Raw genomic sequence first — 16,003 nt, 5'->3', positions numbered from 1 at the left:
CTCTATAACATAATTCTGAAACAAAATTTAAATAGCTTCTTAGTTTGTTTGTTTCTGACAATTATTCTCTTTAATTAATTATTTACCTGATTTTAAACTTGGTAAAACAAAGTCATTAAGAACGCTTTTGGCAGCCATTTTCTTCTCAATATCTGCAATGCTTCTTGGTGCAAAGCTCGACAGGTTTTCATAACCGTCTTTTGTAATTAATACATCATCTTCAATACGTACACCTATGCTCCACCATTTTTTATCACAATCACTATTGGCAGGAATGTAAATACCAGGTTCAATAGTAATCACCATGTTCGCTAGGAGTGTGCCTGAACTACTTCTATCGTGCACATCTAACCCAATGTGGTGACTTAGGCCATGCGTATAATATTTTCTATAGTCTTTTTTGTCTTTTATAATACCCAATTTTAATAAGCCCGACGAAATAACTTCATTGGCTGCATTGCTTGCTGCACCAAAGGTAGAACCATCTTTCAACGTTTTAAAAGCAGCTTCTTGCGCATCGTACACAATTTGATAGATCTGTTTTTCACTTTCTGTAAATTTACCATTTGCAGGTATGGTACGCGTAACATCTGCACTGTAACCATGGTATTCTGCACCTACATCCATTAACACTAAAGAATTGCCAACTTTTGTTTTAGTATTGGTTTCATAATGTAAAATACAGCCATTTTCTCCAGCACCTACAATAGAACCGTAGCCTACTTCCTCTGCACCGTATTTTTTATGTACAAATTCCTGTATGCCTTGTATTTCAAGCTCACTCATATTGGTGTTTGCCGCTTTCATCACTTCAGTATGTGCATGGCAAGAAATTTCTACCGCTTTACGTAGCATTACTAATTCTTCTGGTGTTTTAATTTCTCTTAACTGTCCTGTTAATTTATAGTAAAGCCTTCTAGCCGTATTTACATCTGATGTATTGTCCAAAGAGATATTCGCTTTCTTCACAAACGAATTCACTAATCCAGCTAAAAGCGGAGATTCTGTTTTAGATGGTGCCATTGTTGCTGGCAAACTATAGATGATATTTTTGAACTTAGACAGGTTGATTGCATAATCCTTAAAGTCACTTCCGTTAAAGGCCATCGGAATACCTAACTTTTCTTTTACACCCTCTACACCCAAACGTCTGCCTGTCCAGCTTTCTTGTTGAGCATTTCTTTTCTGTACAAAAAATAACTCTTTATACGCATTGCCTTTGTCGTCTGTTTGTGCTTCTTTGAAAATAAATAGCACTGCATCGGGTTCTTTGTATCCAGAAAAGTAATACAAATCTGGGTTTTGATGATAGAGATAATCTACATCATTTGAAAAAGTTCGTGTTGGATAGGCAAATACGACCATTACTGAACTATCTGGCATAATTTTACGCAAAGCTTCTCTGCGTTGTGCATGAAAATCTTTGCTAAAATAATCTGTAGGTTCAAGGTCTTGGGCAAATGTAGTTTGCGCTACACATACCATAAACAGGAGTGTAAGTAATTTTCTCATCATATTGTTTGCTTAGTTTTTGGTAACAGCTTTGCTGATTTTTAAATATATATAAATTCAATTGTTTTAAATTATTGGTATAAAACATTTTACAATACTGAATTTATAGAGCTAGCATACAGCTGATGAAATTGAAATCCAAACAATTAAATTACTACTACATTTTTGGCTAATGTTTTAAATCTAACCCCGTTTTCTTGTACTACCGTGATCGTTAAATGTCCAGTTTTACTAGTATTGAGATCTCTAACTATACCAGATTTACCTTTATGTGTGCCAGCTATAACATTACAAGAAGCACCGTCAATTATTTTTTTATCCATTAGATATTAAATTTAGATGCTCAATTGCCCAAGAAAACTTTGGATGAAAATAGCATCGCTTCATGCCATTTATCCATGTTTAATCCTAAGTGCTCATCTTTGCTTTGCAAGAAAGAAATCAAATCCTCGGTAGCCATATTTCCAGTTAAATCGTCTGCTGCCATTGGGCAGCCGCCGAAAACCTTTTAGTGCACTATCAAAACGAGTACAGCCAGCTTTATAAGCGGCTTCAATTTTTTCTAATCGAGTAAATGGAGTACTGTGTAAATGAATGCCGATTTCTGTTTTATCGAATTTCTTTACCAATACTGGCAAAATGGTTTCAATTTTTTCGGGTGTAGAAACACCGGTTGTATCTGCTAAAGAAAGTATGTGTACACCTCTATTTACTAATTCTTCTGCCCATTTTTCAATAATCTCTACATTCCATTCATCACCATAAGGATTGCCAAAACCCATTGATAAATAAACTACTGCCGTTTTTCGATGTTTATCACATAGATGAAGCATTTCTTCCACGGTGTTTAAAGATTGAGCAATGCTCGAATTTGTATTGCGCTGTTGAAAGGTTTCTGAAATGGAAAATGGAAAACCGAGGTAGGTAATCTGATCGTGTTGAATAGCTGCTTCAACGCCTCTTATATTCGCTACAATAGCTAATAATTTAGATGTAGTTGTACTTAAATCTAGTTGCGCCAAGACTTCAGTAGTATCTCGCAGTTGCGGAATTGCTTTTGGAGAAACAAAACTACCAAAGTCAATCGTGTCAAAGCCTACTTGCAATAAAAGGTTAATGTATTGGGCTTTTAAGGCAGTCGGAATAAAATCGTGTAAGCCTTGCATGGCATCACGTGGACATTCTACTATTTTTATTTTTTGGCTCATTGGTTCACTTGTTCATTCATATCATTGGTTCATTCGTATCATAAGTTCAATGTTTATTTACTCAGACCAATGAACTATTGACTAATGCACTATTCTTCTGTCTTTTGCGCTTGTGGACTATTTATAGCTTTCCATCGATCTCCCTTAAGAAATGGCCTGATGATTAAACGTGTGCCTCTATCGTAGCTAAAATAGCTCCACACCCAATTTACAAAAACAATTAGTTTATTTCTGAAGCCAACTAAAGTCATCAAGTGAACAAACATCCATGTAAACCACGCAAATATGCCTTGGAAATGGATTTTGCCAATATCTACCACAGCTCTGTTTCTACCCACTGTTGCCATAGAACCTTTATCGAAATACTTGAAATTCTCCGTTGGTTTACCTTCAATGATATGGATTAAATTTTTAGCCAACAAATTACCTTGTTGTATCGCTGCAGGAGCAACGCCAGGGTGTCCATTTGGAGTTTCATCGGTAATCATTGCAGCTACATCGCCAATGGCGTAAATGTTCTGGTAACATTCTACCTTGTTAATTCTATCAACTTTTAATCGATTTCCTCTGACTGTACATTCTGGTTTTAAACCATCTAACACGACACCTTTCACTCCTGCGCTCCAAATTACAGTAGAAGAGGGGATGGATCTCCCATCAACTAATGAAATCATTTTACCATCGTAACTTTTTACCCTAGCTTCTGTAAAAACGGTTACTCCAAGTTCTTCTAAAAACTCTTGAGACTTTCTTTGAGCCTGCGGAGACATTGGCCCCAATAATTCAGGGGATCCCTCAATCAAGTAGATGTTAACTTTATCAATATCTATTTCTGAGTAATCATTTTTTAATACGTGTTTTTTCAGTTCGGCCAAGGCACCTGCCGTTTCTACACCAGTTGGCCCACCGCCTACTACCACAAAGTTTAATAGTTCGGCTTTACTTGTAGCATCCTTAGTAATTAAAGAGGCCTCTAGATTTTGTAAAATCAAACTCCTCAGATTCAATGCTTCAGGAATAGATTTCATCGGCATGGCATTTTCCTCTATTTCTGCCTGACCGAAAAAGTTGCTAGTTGATCCAGTTGCAATGACTAAATGGTCGTAATGAATTGCGCCAATAGTAGTTAATAACTTATTTTCTTCTGGAATTACTTTTTCTACTTCAGTAACTCTGAATGTAAGATTTTTTTGTCCTTTAAATATTTTACGAATGGGAAATGCAATGGAATCTGCTTCTAAGCCTCCAGTAGCAACTTGATACAATAAGGGTTGAAAAGTATGGTAATTGTGTTTGTCAAGAATGACAACATCAACGTTTTTATTTCGAAGTTTTTTAGCCAATTCAATACCACCAAAACCTCCGCCAACGATCACTATTTTTTGTCTTCCGTTTTCCATATATAGAACAACTAATGAATGTATAAATTAGTTTGACAAATATAGAAAGTTATTGAGGCAATACAGGTTAATCCTGTTTAAGAAATATTGGTTAAGGTAAATACTATTCGCCTAGTGGTCGGTGTTTCGCCGATCATATTTAGTAAAGTAAATTACGGTGGGTGGAGACATTCACCGATAGACGACACTTAAGAATGAGATTGCTTCGTACCTCGCAATGACGAATTCAAAAAAAACAAAAAAGGGTTCCGAATTTCGGAACCCTTGTATTTTATAACGATTGAAAGTTATTTAACGGCTTTCTTTTCGTTTTTAGATAAATCAATTACAATTGGTGTAGAGATACACAATGATGAATAGGTACCGATAATACGACCAATTAATAAAGCAAATATAAATCCGCGGATACTATCACCACCAAATACGAAGATTACCATTAACACGAAAAATACAGTTAATGAAGTTAAAATTGTACGACTTAATGTGCTGTTTAATGCAAAGTTGATTAATGTATTACGTTCTTCACCATATACATCAGTTTTACCGCTTTCATTTAATTTTTCACGGATACGGTCAAATACAACTACAGTCTCTGTCATGGTATAACCCATTACCGTTAAAATAGCTGCAATGAAATCTTGTCCAATTTCTAATGGGAAAGGCAATACACCGTCTAAAATAGTATATAATGAAATTACCAATAACACATCATGGAATAATGCGATAACCGCACCTAAACCATATTGCCATTTTCTAAAACGAACTACGATGTAGATAAACATTACTAGACACGAGAACAATACTGCATAAACCGCACTTGTAATAATATCACTCGCAATTGTTGGTGTTACTTTTTGAGAACTTCCAATTTCGAATTTAGCTCCAGTTTCTGTTAATCCTTTTCTTAATGCATTTTCTACAATTTTATCAGCATTAGGATCTTGATCTGTAATGTGATAAGGAGTAGTGATTTTTAATGAATTATCAGTTCCAGCAGTTTTTACTAACGCTTCTTCACCTTCAAAGTTGGCCACTAATTTCTTAGTCACTTCCTCAGTATTCATTTTTCTATCAAACTTAACCATGTAAGTTCTACCACCTTTAAAGTCTACACCTAAGTTTAAACCATCATTTTTAATGTAGAAACCAATACCTGCAAGAATAATTACAGAAGAAATTACATAGTATAATTTTCTATGTCCAACGAAGTTGAATGCAATATTTTTAAATGCATTTCTAGTTACGCTATTATCGAAAGAGATGTTTGCTTTTTTGCTTAATAAACCTTCAAAAATTACACGAGAGATTAACACAGCCGCAAATAATGAAGTTACAATACCCACACATAATGTAGTTGCAAAACCTTGAACTGGGCCTGTACCGAAGATAAATAGGATAATACCTAAGATAAATAAGGTTACGTTCGAGTCAATAATTGAAGACATTGCGTGTTTAAAACCTTCTTTAATTGCAACGGCAGTGTTTTTACCATGGGCAAGTTCCTCTCGGACACGCTCGAAGATTAGAATGTTCGCATCTACGGATAAACCAATAGTTAATACGATACCAGCAATACCAGGTAGGGTAAGTACAGCGCCAAATGCAGCTAGCACACCCATAATAAAGAATAAGTTAATTAACAAGGCAAGGTTAGCTACCCATCCAGCTTTGTTATAATATAAAGCCATAAATGCTAGAATTACAACAAATGCAATTATAAATGATGATAAACCGCTATCAATTGCTTGTTGACCTAATGAAGGACCTACTACAAAATCTGAAACGATTTTAGCAGGAGCAGGTAATTTACCAGCTTTTAAGATGTTGGCTAAATCTTTAGTGTCTTCTAAGGTAAAGCTACCAGAAATAGAAGATACACCATTAGGAATTTCATTCTGTACAGTTGGTGCAGAATAAACGGTATTATCTAAAACAATAGCAATTGCTTTTTTATTGTTTGGATCAGCAGATGCATCAGCAGTAATTTTTTTCCATTTAGCAGCACCATCGCTGTTCATGTACATGGTTACTTCTGGTCTGTTTTTCTGATCGTAGCCTTGCATTGCGTTAGAAATTGCATCGCCACCTAAATCAGGTCTTCCATCTAAAGAAGAAACTTTGATCGCATACAATTCAAATACTTTGCTGCCTTCCATTGGTTTCAAGCTCCACATGAATTTCATGGTGCCTGGAATTAATGACTTAATTTCTGGTCTAGCAAAATATGCTTTTACTTTAGCTGTATCTTTTTGTAAAGTCCAACCTACAACTGGTCCTGGACGCAATGCTTGTTGACCATTTTCTGCAGTATATGTAGGAATGCTTAATACTGAGAATAGCGGATTAGATTTGCTTGCTTCTGCTTTTTTAGCAGTTGCTGAAGTATCTTTTGGAGCACCTTTAGTTAAATTAGCTAATTTACTGCCTTTTGCTGCAGTATCTGCAGGTTTAGCAGCAGTTACAGCTACCGTATCTTTTACGGTTAATGCAAGTGTTTTGTTAATGTTTTCTAAGATATTAACAACCTCTTCGTTTTGATAAACTTGCCAAAATTGTAATTCTGCAGAACCCTGTAATAATTTACGAACACGTTCTTTGTCTTGTACACCTGGCATCTCAATAAAGATTCTATTTGAACCTTCTTGTTTTTGCATGTTAGGAGACACAACACCAAAACCATCAATACGACTACGTAAAATAGTAAATGAACGATCTATTGCGCTATTCGCTTCTTTAGATAAGAAATTTTTAACATCGCCGTTGCTTGCGTTCGCTTTTAATTGGCTAGCATTATCTTGATTAGCAAAGAAATCTGCTAATTTTCCGTTAGGTGCAAGTTTTTCATATTCATTCACAAACAAAGTGATGAAATCTTTTCCACCAGCGTTCATTTGAGTTTGTGCGTTTTGTAATGCCTGATTAAAATTAGCATCTGAAGTATTACCAGCTAAAGATTTAGTCAGCTCAGCCAACGAAATCTCCATCGTAACGTTCATTCCGCCTTTTAAATCAAGACCAAGGTTAATCTCTTTACCTTTTACTTGTTGATAGGTTAACCCTAAACCAGGATAAACAGCTACAGTCGCCATTGAATCCAGATACGCTTTTTCTTTCGCCACATCGCCTTTAGCATAAGCTTTGGCATCTTTTTCTACGTTATAAGTAACTAGATTAAATGAGAGAGAATACAGACAGACAATACCTAATAGTATTGCCATAAATTTAATAAAACCTTTACCTTGCATTTGTTTGTAAATTATTTTTTTCTATAGTATGCTGTTTTTTAAACAAGTCGGCAAATCTAATTATTTTTTTAAATAATAGGTATCTTATTGAAATTTTATTAAGGAAATTTCGCTATTTGCGTTCTAATGTTGAAAAAGTGTAAGCTACGTTATTTTTTTCGTCAGCTTCGTGATATTCTTGATGGATTTCTTCCCATTCATTTTTAGCTAATTCTGGAAAAAAGGCATCCGCCTCATAACTTTTATGAACGGTTGTTAAATATATCCTATTGGTAACATCAAGCGCATGTTTGTAAATTTCAGCACCGCCAATAATAAACACTTCTTGTTCTTGTGCACAAAGTGATAATGCTTCTTGTAAACTATTTACGACTTCTACACCTGTAATTTCTAAATCTGTTTTACGCGTAATTACAATGTTTCTTCTATTAGGCAGGGGCTTGCCAATAGAATCATAGGTTTTACGCCCCATGATGATGGTGCCACCAGTTGTAATATCTTTAAAGTGTTTTAAATCGGCAGGTAAATACCATAACAACTGATTGTCTTTTCCAATGGCATTATTTTCTGAAATGGCTACTACTATGGATACTTTGTTCATTGGTTCAATTGTTCATTGGTTCAATTGTTCATTAGTTCATAAATAGCCTAAGCTTTATTTACTTGATGAATTTCTTCCAATATATTTTATATAAGCATTAAGTTTAATGTGAATAGTTTCTAATTTATTAAATAAATTCTCATATCCTTCACTTGTAATCAAGCCTCTGTGTTTCATTTTTCTTAGAAATGATTTTGTTTCTAAGATTGATCCTCTGCTATAATAGCAGAAATTTTTTTTTCTTTAAAGTGGAAACGGCCATATCCTTCAGCAATGTTTGCACTTATTGAATCCGCACATCTGCATATCTGTTTGCCAACAGTATCTTTTGCAAAATAATCCCATTTAGCTGCAATGTTCCAAATTTCGTTGGAAAATTCTTCTGCAAGCATGTAAACTTCTAAATCCTCGATTCTATTGTAGCTCATTGTTTTTTGTTTAAATCTTCTTAGGGATGATATAAACTGTGTAATCAATTATGCTAATCAGGCTACACCTAATGAACCAATGATACTAATGAACTAATTATACCGCCACCGCTCCTTTAATATGAGGATGTGGATCGTAGTTTTCTAAAGTGAAATCTTCAAACTTAAAATCGAAGATATTTTTTACTGCTGGATTAATATGCATTTGAGGTAATGCTTTAGTATCTCTACTTAATTGCAATTTGGCCTGCTCAGTATGGTTATTGTATAAATGTGCATCACCAAGTGTGTGAATGAAATCGCCATATTGTAAGCCACAAACTTGTGCCACCATCATGGTTAATAAAGCATAAGAAGCGATATTAAAAGGTACGCCCAAAAATATATCCGCACTGCGTTGATACAATTGACAACTTAATTTTCCATCAGCCACGTAAAATTGAAAAAATGCATGACAAGGTGGTAAAGCCATGTTTTCTATTTCGGCAACATTCCATGCAGAAACAATAATCCTTCTCGAATCAGGGTTGTTTTTTATGGTATTAATGATTTGACTAATCTGATCAATTTTTTCTCCATCTGGTTTTGGCCAACTACGCCATTGCGAACCGTAAACCGGACCTAAGTTCCCGTTTTCATCAGCCCATTCATCCCAAATTTTTACGCCGTTATCTTTTAAGTATTTGATATTAGTATCGCCACTTAAAAACCAAATTAATTCGTGTATAATAGATTTTAAGTGCAATTTTTTGGTAGTTACCATCGGAAAACCTTCCTGCAAATTAAAACGCATCTGATAACCAAAAACGCTAATTGTTCCTGTGCCTGTGCGGTCGTGTTTTTGTGTGCCATGATCTAGCACATGTTGCATTAAATCTAAATATTGTTTCATCTTATCTTAAAGGAAGAATAATCCTATTACAAAACTAAAAATTTTAATGTCTGTACGTTTTATGTTTTTTCCACATTGTGGAGTTTTTCCAAGTATTTATAAATAATTTACAATTTGTATGTTTGCAATGAAGGTTTACCTGCCAAATCGCATAATCCAAAACCGTAACTGTATAATCGTAATTAATAAGATGCTATCATTTGCTAATGCTAAACTAAATTTAGGCTTATTCTTAACCGAAAAGCGAGATGATGGTTACCACAACCTCGAAACTGTTTTTTATCCTGTTAAGTTGTACGATGTGGTAGAATTAATTGATGCCGAAGAAACTAATTGTACTATAAAAGGCATTGATATTCCAGGAAAAGCTGAGGATAATATTTGCTTAAAGGCATTTAAACAGCTACAAAGTGATTTTAAGTTGCCAAATCAGCAAATCATTTTATTAAAAAATATTCCTGTTGGTGCTGGCTTAGGAGGTGGCTCTGCTGATGCAGCATTCTTAATTAAACTCGTGAATGAGAAATTTAATTTGGGTTTGTCAGTTGAAAAAATGCAAGACTATGCCAGAAATTTAGGAGCAGATTGTGCTTTTTTTATTGAAAATAAACCAGCCTATGCATTTGGTAAAGGAGACGAATTTGAAGATATAGAACTAGATTTATCTGCGTATTATATGGTGTTGGTAAAACCTTCTGTACATGTTTCAACTGCCGAAGCCTACCAAAATGTAAGCGTAAAGCAGGCTCTAATTTCATTAAAAGAATTGATACATTTGCCCTTAAGCGAATGGAAAGGTAAAATTGTAAACGATTTTGAAACCTCAGTTTGTGCAAAATATCCACAAATTGACGAAATAAAAACAAAGCTTTATGCTGCAGGTGCTACATTTGCGCTAATGAGTGGCAGTGGATCATCTGTTTTTGCCATTTTTGAAAAACCAGTTCAACTTTCTGAATTAGAAAAAGAGAACCAAGTTTTTTATAACGTTTAATTAAAATGGAAATAAATCTAATCCGCAAAAGCGGGAAATTTAACTTTGAAGCTAGTAACGAAGCCGGATTTACAGTAGAACTAGATGCAAAACCTGCTATTGGAGGTGAGGGCAAAGGCTTTAGGCCAATGGAAACTTTACTTGTTGGTTTAGGTGGGTGCAGTGGTATCGACATGGTAAATGTATTGACCAAGCAAAAGGAGCCGTTAAACGATATTAAAATAAACATCAAAGCCACACGCAGAGATGAAGAAATGCCTCCAATTTTTGATGTGATAAATATTCACTTTGATTTATTTGGAGAGCTAAGCATCACTAAGGTAGAACGAGCTTTACAAATGACATTTGATAAATACTGCTCGGTATCGAATATTTTAGGTCGATCTGCAACAATAAATTTTACATATACAATTAATAAATAGAATACTAACTGCTTTACGTAACACGCATTACTATTGAACATTCATAGTAATGAACTAATGAACCCTATTATGTCCGAAAATTTTGAAACCATCGCTATCCGTACCCAAACAGAAAGAAGTTTACACAAAGAACACTCTTCACCAATCTATTTAACCTCAAGTTATAAGTTTGATGATGCAGAAGAAATGCGTGCTTTATTCGCCAATGAGAAAGAGGGAAACGTGTATAGCCGCTATTCTAACCCAAACACTTCAGAATTTATAGAGAAAATGTGTTTGTTAGAAGGCGCTGAGGATGGGTTTGCTACGGCTACAGGTATGGCTTCTATTTTTACCACATTTGGTGCTTTCTTAAAAAGTGGCGATCACATTGTTTCAAGCCGTTCGGTTTTTGGTTCAACACATCAATTATTAACCAATGTGTTCTCTAAATGGGGTGTAACATTTGATTATGCAGATTTAGATAAACCACAAGATTGGGAAGCATTGATTAAACCAAACACCAAGATTGTTTTTGTAGAAACGCCTTCAAATCCTGGTATAGATATCATTGATTTAGAATTTATCGCACAACTAACTAAAAAACATAAGGTACTTTTTGTAGTTGACAATTGTTTTGCTACCCCTTACTTGCAACAGCCGCTAAAATTGGGTGCTGATATTTCTATTCACTCAGCTACTAAATATATTGATGGACAAGGCCGTGTGTTAGGTGGGATTATTTTAGGAAGAAAAGATTTAATTACCGAAGTGATGAACTTTGCTCGTCATAGCGGACCATCTTTATCTCCTTTTAATGCCTGGATATTATCAAAAAGCTTAGAAACTTTAGCTGTTCGTATGGATCGCCATTGCGAAAATGCCTTAAAGGTTGCAGAATATTTAGAAAAGCATCCCAAAATTAAATTGGTAAAATATCCATTCTTAAAATCACATCCTCAACACGAAATTGCCAAAAAACAAATGTCACAGGGTGGAGGGATTGTAACCATTGTTGTAAATGGAGGTATAGATGGGGCTCGTAAATTTATGGATGGGCTGAAAATGTTTTCTATTTCCGCAAATTTGGCTGATACACGTTCAATCGCTACACATCCAGCTACGAGTACACATAGTAAACTAACAGAAGAACAGCGTTTAGAAGTTGGAATAGAACAAGGTTCAATCCGCTTATCTATCGGTTTAGAACATATTGATGATATTTTGGCTGATATTGAAGGAGCGTTAGCTAATTAACTATCTTTAGTTTTCAGTTTTATAAAGAGCAAACTTAAGTTTGCTCTTTTTTTGTTACTTCAAAATTTCTACAGATTTCATCTTTACTCTTGTATTGAAGTGAGATCATATGGATTTTAAAGATTTAATAATTACAGTTAGCCAGTTTGTAACGAATCTCTTAAAAGAGAAACTAAACCCAAAACTTTATTTTCATAACGAATTACACACGGCTTATGTAGTTACAGCGGCACAAGAAATTGGTTCAAATTCTGGTTTAAACGTGGAGGAAATGGAAATTGTCATGCTTGCTGCCTGGTTTCACGACACTGGTTATACAGAGGCATATAAAGACCATGAATTAATTAGTATAGAGATTGCTACACAGTTTTTAGCTAATTTAGGCATTGCAAGCGAGAAAATTGCAGATGTAAGATCCTGTATTTTAGCAACTAGGTATCCTCAAAAACCTGTGAATTTAATGGAAATGGTAATTTGCGATGCTGATTTCTATCATTTTTCTTCTGATCGTTATATTGATTTTGCTTCGGCATTAAAAAAAGAATGGGAAGAAACGATTGGACTTACTTACACCCAACACCAATGGGATAGTATAAACTTGGAAATGCTTCAATTTCACCACTATTTTACACCTTATTCAAAAGTAAATCTTCAATCTAAAAAAGAAGAAAATATAAAAAAGCTAACAGCATTTATTTAGCTAAAAATAAGTGCATTTTATTCTATTGGGCATTTACATATAAATTTCATTACTTTATAAAAGCATGAAGATTTTAATCATAGAGGATGAACAGGCGCTTTTAGATAGCATATTAACTTATTTTACAGAAGAAGGTAATATATGCGAGTATGCAACCAATTATTTAACAGCATCTGAGAAAATAGCATTGTATAATTATGATTGTATTCTATTAGATTTAGGCTTGCCTGATGGAGAAGGCTTAAATTTATTGGGAGAGCTTAAAAACTTGAAGAAAAAGGACGGTGTGCTTATTATTTCTGCAAGACATTCTTTAGACGATAAGTTAGCAGGACTTGATTTAGGAGCAGATGATTATCTAGTTAAGCCCTTTCATTTATCAGAATTAAAAGCAAGGGTAAGTGCCATTGTTCGTCGCAAAAATTTTGATGGACATAACGTGATTGTATTTAATGAAATTAAAGTAGACGTTTTTGCCATGCTGACTACCGTTAAAGATCAGACCATAACTTTAACAAAAAAGGAATTTGATTTATTAGTTTATTTTTTATCCAATAAAGGTAAAATAGTCACCAAGAATGCAATTGCCGAGCATTTATGGGGTGATGAAATGGATATTGCAAACGACTTTGATTTTATATATACACACATTAAAAATCTACGGAAAAAATTGATGGAAGCTGGTGGAAAGGATTATCTTCATTCTGTATATGGTATTGGATATAAATTTGCCGCAGCATGAAATTGTCGAGTAGATATAATCAAGTAAATATTCTTACTTCCTTTATTGTTTTAACAATTACAGGAATTATCTATTACTTAGTTATTCATTTTATATTAACCGATAAATTGGATAAGGATTTAGCTGTTGAAGAGAATGAAATAAATCAATATGTAAAAACGTATCAAAAACTTCCACTACCAGCGAGTTATTTAGATCAGCAGGTTCATTATAAAGAAGTTAAAAGCAATAATCAACTTAGAGAATTTAGCTACACCACCTACTATAATGCAAAAGAACAAGAAATTGAACCTGGTAGAAGTTTAATTACAACCATCAACTTAAATGGAAAAAAGTTTGTAGTCACCATAACAAAATCAAGAGTTGAATCGGAAGATTTGGTACGGATCATTTTAATCATCACCCTTGGTATAACCTGTTTTTTACTAATCAGCTTAATGTTAATTAATCGCTTTGTATTAAATAGATTGTGGAAACCATTTTATACGCTACTAAACCAAATGAAAGCTTATGAAGTATCGGGGATGGGCAAAATTAATAGAGTGCCAACTAAAATTGATGAATTTAACGAGCTAAATGATTCAGCTACTGCAATGGCAGCTCGTGTGCAACAAGATTACAAGGAACTTAAAAGTTTTACAGATAATGCTTCGCATGAAATGATGACGCCCCTTGCCGTAATCAATTCTAAACTTGATTCTTTGCTACAGACAGAATCCTTCACCAAACAACAAGGCGCATTACTCGAAGATATTTATCAAGCAGTTGGCCGCTTATCAAGGCTCAATCAATCTTTGCTGTTGCTGGCGAAAATAGAAAATAACCTTATCCCTGATTTGCAAGATATTGATATGAAAGAACTGTTAGAAAATAAAATAAGGCAGTTTCAGGAGCTTTTTGAAAAAGATGAATTGAAGATAATTCAACAATTAGAGAATTGTCAATTGAAAATGAGTAGGTATCTAGCAGATATACTCATAAACAATCTTTTTAGTAATGCTGTTCGGCATAACCATACAGGTGGGTCTATTGAAGTAATATTACAAAAAAATTCATTACAAATCATTAACACTGGACAAGATACCAGCTTAAATCATCAGCTTTTTGAACGATTTTCTAAATCTGCTCCTTCTGAAGGTTTGGGTTTAGGATTAGCCATTTCAAAGCAAATCTGCGCATTGTATGGTTTCGCACTCTTGTACGACTATCATAACGAAAAGCATCTCTTTACTATTCATTTTTAGTAAATAACCCTGCTACAGAATTACTATAGAATTGAAAATTAATTTTATAAAAAATTCTAAAATCATGAAAAAATTATTTGGACTAATTGTAACGCTAGTATTTGTTGCATCAGCAAGTTATGCGCAAAAATTAAATGCGAGTAAAGTTCCTGCGGCAGTAAAAGCTGCTTTTACAAAAAATCATGCTTCCACAAAAGTTGGCTGGACAAAAGAAGAGGCTAATTATGAAGCAGAATTTACATTAAACGGAAAAGAAACTTCTGAAGTTTATACCGCTAATGGCGTAGTAACAGAAACCGAAACTGAAATTAAAGTTGCTGAATTTCCAGAAGCAGTTAAAATGAAACTCAAAGGTTTGAAAGTAACCGAATCTGCTAAAATAACCAAAGCAGATGGTACAGTAATTTATGAGGCAGAAGTAAAGGGTAAAGATCTTTTATTTGATGCAAAAGGAAATCCAGTTAAAAAGTAAGAGAATTTAAATGAGTTTAAAAAATGTAACAAGTAGCTTGCTGTTTATTTTTATGGCAACTACTTGTTTTGCGCAACAGCAGGATACTACTTCTAATGTGAGGTTAAATCCGATAGCCATAAAAAATATTACGGAAGAAATAAAACCTGAAAGATTTAGGGTAGTTCATTTTATTGCACCAGCAGTTTTAATTGGATACGGTTTTGCTGCGGTGTATAATCATGGTGCATTGAAGGAATTAGATGTAAGTACACGATATGAATTGCAAGAAGACCACCCGCAATTTGCAGCACATGTTGATGATTATGCACAATTTACACCAGCATTAGCAGTTTACGCATTAAATTTATCGGGTATTAAAGGAAGACATAACATGTTTGATGCCTCGATGTTATATGTAACTTCGGCAGCTATAATGGGCATTTCTACGCATTTCGTAAAACGTGGTGTGCATAGGATAAGGCCAGATGAATCGGGTAATAATTCTTTTCCATCAGGGCATACAGCATCAGCTTTTGCAGCTGCAGAATTCCTATATCAGGAATTTAAATACAAATCGCCATGGATTGGCTATGCTGGATATTTTGTTGCCACAGCAACGGGCACATTAAGAATGTATAATAACAAGCATTGGTTTAGTGATGTAGTAGCAGGGGCAGGGTTCGGAATTGCATCTACTAAACTAGCTTATCTAGTTTATCCTCATGTTAAAAGGATATTTACAACAAAAAACACCACAAAGTTGTCGGTAATGCCTTACAGACAAGATGGTGCGAATGGATTAATGGCTAGCTATACTTTTTAAAAAATGATAATTTCAATGTGCTATATAGCAAAATCGTCCTTGCGAGGCACGAAGCAATTTTAAAGCGGTTATTGTTTTTTACTGGCGTTGTAGGACTGCTTC

At 34.4% G+C, this 16,003-nt stretch carries 15 protein-coding genes and 1 pseudogene; 8 read left to right on the top strand and 8 right to left on the bottom strand.

The annotated features are described in order from the left end of the window. Nucleotides 1-78 precede the first annotated feature (78 nt). From ACHMWN_RS15905 to ACHMWN_RS15870, 8 genes and pseudogenes are all read right to left on the bottom strand, one after another. Nucleotides 79-1,512 carry an aminopeptidase P N-terminal domain-containing protein gene (locus ACHMWN_RS15905; protein WP_397303082.1) on the bottom strand — a complete coding sequence of 478 codons (1,434 nt, stop codon included), beginning with the start codon at nucleotides 1,510-1,512 and terminating at the stop codon, nucleotides 79-81. A gap of 146 nt (nucleotides 1,513-1,658) precedes the next feature. Beyond that, nucleotides 1,659-1,835: an RNA-binding protein gene (locus tag ACHMWN_RS15900; protein ID WP_397303079.1), complete on the bottom strand. Its 177-nt coding sequence runs from the start codon at nucleotides 1,833-1,835 to the stop codon at nucleotides 1,659-1,661. A gap of 93 nt (nucleotides 1,836-1,928) precedes the next feature. Further along, nucleotides 1,929-2,720: a hydroxymethylglutaryl-CoA lyase gene (locus tag ACHMWN_RS15895; RefSeq protein ID WP_397303077.1), complete on the bottom strand. Its 792-nt coding sequence runs from the start codon at nucleotides 2,718-2,720 to the stop codon at nucleotides 1,929-1,931. A gap of 89 nt (nucleotides 2,721-2,809) precedes the next feature. Next, nucleotides 2,810-4,120 carry an NAD(P)/FAD-dependent oxidoreductase gene (locus ACHMWN_RS15890; protein ID WP_397303075.1) on the bottom strand — a complete coding sequence of 437 codons (1,311 nt, stop codon included), beginning with the start codon at nucleotides 4,118-4,120 and terminating at the stop codon, nucleotides 2,810-2,812. A 287-nt stretch (nucleotides 4,121-4,407) separates the two neighbouring features. Then, nucleotides 4,408-7,365, bottom strand: a complete 2,958-nt coding sequence (gene secDF, locus ACHMWN_RS15885) for a protein translocase subunit SecDF (protein WP_397303073.1) — start codon at nucleotides 7,363-7,365, stop codon at nucleotides 4,408-4,410. Nucleotides 7,366-7,477: 112 nt separating this feature from the next. Continuing rightward, a complete protein-coding gene (locus ACHMWN_RS15880) occupies nucleotides 7,478-7,966 on the bottom strand; it encodes a dihydrofolate reductase (RefSeq protein WP_397303071.1) in 489 nt (162 codons plus the stop codon). Between the two features lie 54 nt (nucleotides 7,967-8,020). Beyond that, nucleotides 8,021-8,358 (bottom strand): annotated as a pseudogene (locus ACHMWN_RS15875) (four helix bundle protein). A gap of 133 nt (nucleotides 8,359-8,491) precedes the next feature. Next, nucleotides 8,492-9,286, bottom strand: coding sequence for a thymidylate synthase (locus ACHMWN_RS15870; RefSeq protein WP_397303069.1), 795 nt, complete (start codon nucleotides 9,284-9,286; stop codon nucleotides 8,492-8,494). A 190-nt stretch (nucleotides 9,287-9,476) separates the two neighbouring features. Here ACHMWN_RS15870 and ispE point away from each other — a divergent pair, with 190 nt between their 5' ends. From ispE to ACHMWN_RS15830, 8 genes are all read left to right on the top strand, one after another. After that, nucleotides 9,477-10,280 carry a 4-(cytidine 5'-diphospho)-2-C-methyl-D-erythritol kinase gene (ispE, locus tag ACHMWN_RS15865; protein WP_397303067.1) on the top strand — a complete coding sequence of 268 codons (804 nt, stop codon included), beginning with the start codon at nucleotides 9,477-9,479 and terminating at the stop codon, nucleotides 10,278-10,280. Between the two features lie 5 nt (nucleotides 10,281-10,285). Beyond that, entirely contained in the window at nucleotides 10,286-10,702 is a 417-nt protein-coding gene (locus tag ACHMWN_RS15860; protein WP_397303064.1) for an OsmC family protein, read from the top strand. A gap of 69 nt (nucleotides 10,703-10,771) precedes the next feature. After that, nucleotides 10,772-11,938 carry a trans-sulfuration enzyme family protein gene (locus tag ACHMWN_RS15855; protein ID WP_397303061.1) on the top strand — a complete coding sequence of 389 codons (1,167 nt, stop codon included), beginning with the start codon at nucleotides 10,772-10,774 and terminating at the stop codon, nucleotides 11,936-11,938. Between the two features lie 109 nt (nucleotides 11,939-12,047). Beyond that, nucleotides 12,048-12,638 carry a hypothetical protein gene (locus ACHMWN_RS15850; protein WP_397303058.1) on the top strand — a complete coding sequence of 197 codons (591 nt, stop codon included), beginning with the start codon at nucleotides 12,048-12,050 and terminating at the stop codon, nucleotides 12,636-12,638. A gap of 64 nt (nucleotides 12,639-12,702) precedes the next feature. Continuing rightward, entirely contained in the window at nucleotides 12,703-13,380 is a 678-nt protein-coding gene (locus ACHMWN_RS15845) for a response regulator transcription factor (RefSeq protein ID WP_397303056.1), read from the top strand. Continuing rightward, on the top strand, nucleotides 13,377-14,624 hold the full coding sequence (locus tag ACHMWN_RS15840; RefSeq protein WP_397303053.1) for a sensor histidine kinase: 1,248 nt from the start codon (nucleotides 13,377-13,379) through the stop codon (nucleotides 14,622-14,624). Before ACHMWN_RS15845 ends, ACHMWN_RS15840 begins: the two co-directional genes overlap by 4 nt. 64 nt (nucleotides 14,625-14,688) lie before the next feature. Next, nucleotides 14,689-15,096, top strand: a complete 408-nt coding sequence (locus ACHMWN_RS15835; protein ID WP_397303051.1) for a hypothetical protein — start codon at nucleotides 14,689-14,691, stop codon at nucleotides 15,094-15,096. Nucleotides 15,097-15,106: 10 nt separating this feature from the next. Next, on the top strand, nucleotides 15,107-15,901 hold the full coding sequence (locus ACHMWN_RS15830) for a phosphatase PAP2 family protein (RefSeq protein WP_397303048.1): 795 nt from the start codon (nucleotides 15,107-15,109) through the stop codon (nucleotides 15,899-15,901). Nucleotides 15,902-16,003 lie beyond the last annotated feature (102 nt).

The sequence above is a fragment of the Pedobacter sp. UC225_61 genome (assembly GCF_044452285.1).
Taxonomy (GTDB): domain Bacteria; phylum Bacteroidota; class Bacteroidia; order Sphingobacteriales; family Sphingobacteriaceae; genus Pedobacter.
The sequence above is the reverse complement of the archived record's forward strand: the minus strand, read 5'-3'. Positions and strand labels throughout refer to the sequence as shown.